Consider the following 7,513-nt stretch of genomic DNA (forward strand, 5'->3'; position numbering starts at 1 on the left):
TGGCCGGCAGGCTGGACGTTGCGCCACCGGCGCCGCCACCCAGCACACCGCCGAGACCCGAGGCAGGATTCGACAACGTGGTTGCCACCGTATGCAGCGTGCCATCGACCGGCTGCAGCACACCCGACGTCACACCAGCGAGCGGCGTGCCCTTGGTCGCACCGGCAACGATGCCGCTCACCGCACCCGTTACACCATCCACCGTGGCCGGCAGGCTGGACGTTGCGCCACCGGCGCCGCCACCCAGCACACCGCCGAGACCCGAGGCAGGATTCGACAACGTGGTTGCCACCGTATGCAGCGTGCCATCGACCGGCTGCAGCACACCCGACGTCACACCAGCGAGCGGTGTGCCCTTGGTCGCACCGGCAACGATGCCGCTCACCGCGCCCGTTACACCATCCACCGTGGCCGGCAACGAGGAAGCGACCCCGCCGGCTCCGCCAGCACCCGCCGAGCCAAGCAGCCCATCGACCGCGCCCACCACCTGGTTGGCGGACACGCGCACATGTACGTCAGCACCGACGATTTGAGACGGTACATGCACGCCAGCGCGAGCATTTACATCGAGCAGGTCGCCACCAGCACTGAGCACACCGACTTGTGCACCCAGGTTGGCATTCACCGCGGCTGCGGCACCCTGCGAGGCGCCTGCGGCCGGCACAGCGATGTGCACCAGGCCATCGGCACCGAGTACTGCATTCGGCGCGTTCTGGCTCACCCCTAGCGACGAGGTCGCTGCCAGTTGCGCACCCAAGCTCACGGTGCGAACGCGATCGGCTACCTCGCTACCTGCGATGGGCGCGTTGATGCGGCGCTGACCGAGAGCGACATCGACATCGGCATCCGCGCCGTTCGCGGCGACCCGTGCGCTCAGCGAACCAGGCAAGGCGACGCCAGCGGCCATCTGTTCAATCGTCGCGGCCACCGGCGTGGTCTTGGCGCGAACACGCACACCGACGATATCGTGGTGCTTTGCAGGCGCCGAGAGGCGATCGGAAGCCTCTACCGAACCACCCTGCGCGCTCACGCTGGCCGCCCCCCTATTGGCCAGCCCCTGGCCCACCTGCGCCGTTGCGGCAAGCGGGGCCGTCGCGCTTGGACTCTCATACTTGGCCATCAGGCGCTGAAGATCATCCAGCTTGGCATCATCCGCGGATTGCGCGTGCGCCCAGGGCTGATACGCCATGGCGCACAGCGCGATGCCGCCGATAAGACAGGCGCGCAAGGAGCGCGAGGCGCCTCCTCGGCGCGAAAGACGTCGACACTGCGACGATAGTTCCGACGCCGCGACCCAAGCGCGACGAGACTCGGACCACACAAGACGATAAATACGATTCATGGCGGTATCCCCTCTAAGGCCGGCGCCTGACACGGCGTGTCGGCGTTCGCAGGTCCATAAGAACGTCGCCGTAGCGCGTCATGCGCAATGGGCAACGCTGGGACCTATTAGAGGAAATAAAGATGGTGCGCGATGTTCCATTCCGGCAACGCCGTATGCCTATCCGGCAAGGCTTGGTGCAATTCCGGCATGAGGCTGCACAAATACGGCAGAACTCGCTGAACGGCCGCCGCGCTGCCCTACAAGACTATGGTCAGGCCAGCTCCAACGGCGGCGAACGCATCAACGTATCGCGCGGCAACTCGCCGAACACGCGCCGATAGTGATCCGCGAAACGCGAGAGATCCCACAAGCCACAACTCAAGGCAACGGACTTCACTGAGCGTCGGCTGGCATCGGACAGCGTGAGATTCTTGCAGGCCATGCACAGGCGCAGCATGGATAGATAACGATTGGGCGATACCCCGAGAAGATCGTCAAAGGCATAACGCAAGGCGCGCTCGCTCACGCCTGCCGCGCTGCATAGTTCGTTGAGATAAATGTCGCGACGCAGGTTTTGACGCATGAAATCTTCCGCGCGCTGCACCACCTGGTAATGAGCATGGCGTCCACGCGAACACACTGGCCTATCCTCACCGCGTGCAGCGAGACCGGCGAGCAGATGGACCTCCAATAGGTCATTCACGTTGTAATCCTGCAACGTGGACATGGCTGTCTCGTCACCTAATACGCGGTCACGCAGGTCTTCCATCAGGCTACGAAGCAACGCGCCGCGCCCATCCTCCGCCAATTGGAACAAGGACAGCGCCCGGCTAGGCAGTTCCATCTGAAACGGCTTGAGATCAGCGAAGCGCGTGTGAAGGCGTAGCAGTGGAACCATCACTGCCGTAATCCGAGTACCCGCTGACAACATGATTTCGCTGATGCCCTCCGGCACCACCGTGAAAGCCATGTCCGAACCCAACGGCGTGCCATGGCACCAACTTTCGCTGGACGTGTGGTGGATATAGCCGAACATGCACCATTGCGGCGGCACCGCAAACCGACCGCGGAACGCGAAATCCACCTCGCCACTGAAGAGCACGGCGTCTTCCACCGCCAACGAATCGGCAAACGCCTTCGGGCTCTGCTTGCCCAGCAGAACCAGTTCCAGCTCGCAAATCTTCAGGATCCCTGACAACGTAACCAGATCGGGCGAGTGCAGGCCTGCGGCGTTCTCCACTCCCATCGTTTGCCCCCTGAGGCATCCCACTGCTTGGTGCGCCTATATACCGGTAGCCAAATCCCTGTGGATGCGCTGTGCATGATGCCGACGTACCACGTAAAACAGCTGTGCACATATTCCGCCAATGGCGGGTTTTTTGATGACGCCTACAAGAATCCGTGAATGCCATCACATAGTTCATCAGAATACATGCCGTTTTTGTGTAAGTAATCACACTGGGCTAAGGAAAACTGTGTATCAGCCGAAAAGCCTCCCAGGAAGGGTCGGGCCCGGCAAAACGCAGGGGGACACCGATGACGCATGCATCGTACGAACCAGGCAGCATCGAGCCAGGATTCTTCCATTTAGACGTAAATACGTCTTCACGCAGTGCATACGCATCCTTCACGTAGGGGCGCATGTCTGCGATGTCTGCACTGCAACAGGCATGACACATGCATGGTTACAGCTAAGTTTTCCGTTTTGGCCCCTCGCAGGGCCTGTTTGCGACCCAGGCACTGACGTAGCGGGTCCAAGTAACACGCCAACGGGTCGTTCTTTGACGCCAATAGCTGGGCTAATCACCTAGGAGGTTTGCAATGAACACGATGATTCGCAATTTTCTGAAAGATGAAGACGGCATCTCCGCACTCGAGTACGGCATTCTCGCGGCGGTGGTCGCAGCCATCCTGATTGGTGCCTTCAAGACGGGTATCACGGGCGTTTTCAACAGCATCATTACCGCCCTGCAGGCCGCAGTCACGGCCGCGTGATCGCCATCGAGGGGGCACGCTCCCTCCACGCCGCCATCCCCATCGCGTCAATAATTTGACGGAGTCGTCATGCCGAATGCTGTCGTCATGCTTACGGTCGTACTCAGCACCCTGGTGGTGCTGAGTGACCTGTATGCGCGTCGCGTGCCCAACGCATGGCTGTTGGGTGCATTGGTGCTCGGCTTGGTTTTGCCGCTGGCCATCAAGCTGCTGGGGCTGGGACAACCCGAATGGCCGTCCGTCTCCGGGCTGGTGATCGGGCTCCTTGTCATGCTGCCGTTCTATGCACTCGGCTGGATGGGCGCTGGTGATGTGAAATTCCTGGCGGTCCTTGGCTTTCTGCTGGGTGCGCGCGCGCTATTGCCGATCTGGGTGATCGGGAGCCTGCTTACCGGCGTTCATGTGGCGGTGCTGCTGTTGGCGCGAATGCCGGGGTTGGCACAAGCACCCGCATTCACGGTTACCCGTGACCGGCTGACCAGCTCGCCCTGGTGGCAGCGCATGCAGCTGGCGCGACGGGGTCGCGTGGGGCAGCCACATGCGGCCTACCTGGCGATAGGGGCATTGCTGACGATTGCATTCCCTACCTTGCAGGCGTGGGGGACCTCATGAGTCGTCACCACACCAAGCGCTATCAGCGCGGCGTCGCGGCACTGGAATTTGCCTTTGTCTTCCTGCTTGGGATTCTTCCCCTGCTGCTGCTTACCTTGAGCGGCGTCATGATCTTCGCCGCACAGCAATCACTGACGCTTGCCGCCTCCGAGGGCGCGCGCGCGGCGCTGCACTATGGCAGCACGGCGCAACGGCAGACGGCTGCCTGCTCGGCGGCGCAGTCGTCCATGCAGTGGCTGCTCAACTTTTCCGGCGAGTCGGCCAATTGCGCCGCCCCGCAACCACCGGGCAGCACGTATCAGCCGATCGCCGTTTCCTCACCGGCCACGTGCCCCAGCAATGCCGCCATGTCGTGCATCACGGTGGTGGCCTCATACGACTACAAAAATCGCCCGCTGATTCCACTGGCCGGCGCGCTCTTTGTCTGGCTGACAGGCCCCAACCTGAGCAGCAGCGCGACGGTACAACTGGATTTGAGCGGAAGCTACTGAACGATTTCCCTCGGAGGCTTGGGCCAGATGCACAATGTTTCTCGCATCGCCGCTGTGATACTCGTGGTCATCGCCACTGTGCTGGCGTTGCTGGCCTTCAGCATGGGCCGGCGCAACGCCGCCAGCACGCCGGCGCCGCAGTCACAGGCGCAAGCCGCACCGGCAGCCATCCCGCCGGCCAACGTCACGCATGTCGTCGTAGCCGCGCAACGTCTCATCGCCGGCGAGCCGATTCCTGCCGGCGCATTGCACGAGGTGCCTGTCGGCACACTGCCTGATAACAGCTATGGCCAACCCGAGCTACTCGTCGGCCAGGTGCCACGGGTAGATATTCCCGAAGGCAGCGTGATCACCAGCAACCTGCTCTCCAATCCGCTGGCCATGCAGTTGCAGGCCGGCGAACGCGCCATTGCCGTGCCGATCGATGAGGTCACTGGCATTGGTGCCCGCGTACAGCCGGGTGACTTTGTCGACGTGGTAATCACCATGAAGACACCCGTTCCGGGCAACACGCTGGGCAAGGAGCATTCGGAAAGCCGTCTGCTCGCCTCGCGCCTGCGCGTCCTCGCCTATGGCGTGCGTGACCTACCCAATGCGGCGGGTGCCGCCACCAAGGATGCCGCGCCGGCCACCCCGAAGGCCGACCCCAACGAAGCGCCACCGCGCATGGCGGTGCTGGCCACGCCGCTGGCCGATGTTGATCCACTCGTACTTGGCGCGCAGAGCGGCAAGCTCTCGCTGGCCCTGCGTCACCCCGGCGACGTAGGTATGCCCAGCGACCACTTGTTCCCGCTGCCCGCCCCCTTGCTGCTGCCGCGCACCGGTCTCACCGCCGAACAGCGCGGCGACTTGAACACCCCCGAGAACCAGGCCTATGCCGGTCTCGATGAAGCTGGCCTGTTCGGGCGCTCGCCGCAGCCCGCCTCGATGGCGCCCCGCCCACGTTCGGCGGCACCGAGCGGGCTTGAGATCATTCGCGGTTCCGGCACGCCCGCCAGTACCCACAATCAGGTGGCGGTGACGCCATGAGTGACAGGAAGCTGCCCATGACTCGTCTCGCCCGCCTCGCATTGACCGCCACCTTGCTGGGCAGTGTGAGTGCGATGGCCGCCGGCGACGCTGCCATCCAGCTCCAGGTACACGAACAGCGCCCCTGGCACCTGGCGCCGGATATCGAACGCGTCGCCATCGCTGATCCGGCGGTGACCGACCTGATCACCCTCAAGGGCAAGCGCGATGCATTACTGGTGGGCAAGCGCCCCGGCCAGACCACGTTGCTGCTATGGCGCCGCGGTGAAGAATCACCGCAGCGACTCATCGTGGAGGTACGCAGCGCAGGTCAAGCCGCCTTGCAGAACGACAGCAGCCTGCAAGTGGCGGTACAGGACAACGAAGCGGTATTGCATGGCCAGGCGGGCAGCATGCTCGAGCACGAGCGCGGCATGGCCGCAGCGCAGAACGCCGTGGGCGACAAGGGTGCGGTGACCGATGCCTCCACGGTCGCCAGCGGCGGTGTGGTGCAGGTAGACGTGAAGGTGGTCGAATTCGACAGGACCGCCATGAGCCAGATCGGCCTGAGTTTCAGCGCCACCAACAACGGCTTCAAGTACGGCTTTACCGCGCCATCCGGTAACAGCTCCTCCTCAAGTGGCAGTGGCAGCGGCAGCGCCATCACCTCGGCCTTCAACCTGGTGCTGGGACATACCAGCGCCAACGGCCGACACAGCTGGAGCAGCAACATCAACCTCCTGCAAGGCGATGGCATGGCGCGCGTGCTGGCCGAACCCACCCTGGTGGCACTGTCGGGACAAAGCGCCAGCTTTCTTTCCGGCGGCGAACTGCCCATTCCCGAACCGCAAGGGCTGGGCACCACGACCATCGTATACAAGCCGTTCGGCATCGGCCTTACCGTAACACCCACCGTACTCGCTCCGGACCGTATCGCGCTCAAGGTCGCGCCGGAGGCCAGCGATCTCGATTACACCAATGCACTGGTGCTCAATGGCACCTCGGTACCCGCCATCATCACCCGCCGCGCCGACACCACGGTGGAGCTGGGTGACGGCGAAACCTTCGTGATCGGCGGCCTGGTCAGCCAGAACATCACGAGCCAGATCGACAAGATTCCGCTGCTGGGCGATATCCCTGTGCTCGGCGCGTTCTTCCGCGACATGACCTACAGCCGCACCGACAAGGAGCTGGTGTTGATCGTGACGCCGCATCTGGTGCGCCCCATCGCCAAGGGCACCAGCCTGCCGCTGCCGGGCGAGCGCGAGGAACGCAACAACCTTCCCGTATGGGGTTCGTGGTTACTCAACCCCGCCGGTTCCGACCAACTGCCCGGCTTCTCACGCTGAGGAGCACATCATGTCGGCCAACCCCAACACGGTGGTTTCCTTGAAGACGCCCGCGCTCGAGGTCACCCTGCCGCTGTACTCACCCGACGAGAGCAGCGCGCAGCGCTTCTCCGCGCGCTTGCGGCATCTGGTGATGCTGTCATGGTGCGACAGCCGCCAACTGCACACCAGCCGGCGACTGATCGAAGAACACCAACCGCGCGTCGCGCTGCTCGACTTCTCCCGCGACACCATCGAAGCTTCCACCGAACTGGTGCGCCAACTCGGCGTGCTCGCGCCGGATCTGGTGTTGGTGGGCATGGGTGCCACCACGAGCGATCGCGGCGCGGGCGTGCTCGCCGCCATGCGCGCAGGCATCAAGCACTTTGTCGATATCGACAGTGCCGACGATGAGATCCTGGCTCAGCTCGGCGAGGTGCTCACGCAAACGCAGCGAACCGAGACCACGCCGGCACCGGCGCAAGGCCGCCGCGGCCAATTGATCGTGGTGTGTGGTGTACGACCAGGCCTGGGCGCCAGTGCGCTTACCACGCACCTTGGCGCACTGGCGGCGGGCGCCAAGCCCGAAGCTCCGAATGCGGCGAGCCTTGGCAATAGCGTGCTATTGCTCGACTTGGGGCATTCCCGTGGCGACATCGCCCTATACATGGGCTTGCGCGCGGATTTCCACCTGGACGACGCCCTGCGTCACGCTGGCCGTATCGATGCCACCCTGGTACGCACTGCCCTGCCCC

At 63.6% G+C, this 7,513-nt stretch carries 6 protein-coding genes and 2 pseudogenes; 6 read left to right on the plus strand and 2 right to left on the minus strand.

Annotated elements, in window-relative coordinates:
- Both JHD67_RS20480 and JHD67_RS20485 read right to left on the minus strand, forming a co-directional pair.
- Window positions 1–1,228: pseudogene (locus JHD67_RS20480) on the minus strand (hypothetical protein); the annotation flags it as partial.
- Window positions 1,229–1,595: 367 nt separating this feature from the next.
- Complete coding sequence (locus tag JHD67_RS20485; protein WP_199101016.1) at window positions 1,596–2,570, minus strand: AraC family transcriptional regulator; 975 nt, start codon at window positions 2,568–2,570, stop codon at window positions 1,596–1,598.
- 575 nt (window positions 2,571–3,145) lie between these two features.
- Between JHD67_RS20485 and JHD67_RS20490 the strand changes: the two genes are divergently transcribed.
- From JHD67_RS20490 to JHD67_RS20515, 6 genes and pseudogenes are all read left to right on the plus strand, one after another.
- Window positions 3,146–3,319, plus strand: coding sequence for a Flp family type IVb pilin (locus tag JHD67_RS20490; RefSeq protein WP_199101017.1), 174 nt, complete (start codon window positions 3,146–3,148; stop codon window positions 3,317–3,319).
- A 69-nt stretch (window positions 3,320–3,388) separates the two neighbouring features.
- Complete coding sequence (locus JHD67_RS20495) at window positions 3,389–3,931, plus strand: prepilin peptidase (protein ID WP_233172140.1); 543 nt, start codon at window positions 3,389–3,391, stop codon at window positions 3,929–3,931.
- Entirely contained in the window at window positions 3,928–4,422 is a 495-nt protein-coding gene (locus JHD67_RS20500; RefSeq protein WP_199101018.1) for a TadE/TadG family type IV pilus assembly protein, read from the plus strand. The genes JHD67_RS20495 and JHD67_RS20500 overlap by 4 nt, the downstream gene beginning before the upstream one ends.
- A 27-nt stretch (window positions 4,423–4,449) precedes the next feature.
- A complete protein-coding gene (gene cpaB / locus JHD67_RS20505; RefSeq protein ID WP_199101019.1) occupies window positions 4,450–5,451 on the plus strand; it encodes a Flp pilus assembly protein CpaB in 1,002 nt (333 codons plus the stop codon).
- Complete coding sequence (locus tag JHD67_RS20510; protein WP_199101020.1) at window positions 5,448–6,779, plus strand: type II and III secretion system protein family protein; 1,332 nt, start codon at window positions 5,448–5,450, stop codon at window positions 6,777–6,779. The genes cpaB and JHD67_RS20510 overlap by 4 nt, the downstream gene beginning before the upstream one ends.
- A 10-nt stretch (window positions 6,780–6,789) precedes the next feature.
- Window positions 6,790–7,513: pseudogene (locus JHD67_RS20515) on the plus strand (fimbrial protein); the annotation flags it as partial.

Source organism: Dyella sp. ASV21 (genome assembly GCF_016428975.1).
Taxonomy (GTDB): domain Bacteria; phylum Pseudomonadota; class Gammaproteobacteria; order Xanthomonadales; family Rhodanobacteraceae; genus Dyella.

Coding starts and splice junctions, on each gene's coding strand:
- JHD67_RS20485 (WP_199101016.1), bottom strand. CDS start 2,570: ATGGGAGTGGAGAACGCCGCAGGCCTGCACTCGCCCGATCTGGTTACG.
- JHD67_RS20490 (WP_199101017.1), top strand. CDS start 3,146: ATGAACACGATGATTCGCAATTTTCTGAAAGATGAAGACGGCATCTCC.
- JHD67_RS20510 (WP_199101020.1), top strand. CDS start 5,448: ATGAGTGACAGGAAGCTGCCCATGACTCGTCTCGCCCGCCTCGCATTG.
- cpaB (WP_199101019.1), top strand. CDS start 4,450: ATGCACAATGTTTCTCGCATCGCCGCTGTGATACTCGTGGTCATCGCC.
- JHD67_RS20495 (WP_233172140.1), top strand. CDS start 3,389: ATGCCGAATGCTGTCGTCATGCTTACGGTCGTACTCAGCACCCTGGTG.
- JHD67_RS20500 (WP_199101018.1), top strand. CDS start 3,928: ATGAGTCGTCACCACACCAAGCGCTATCAGCGCGGCGTCGCGGCACTG.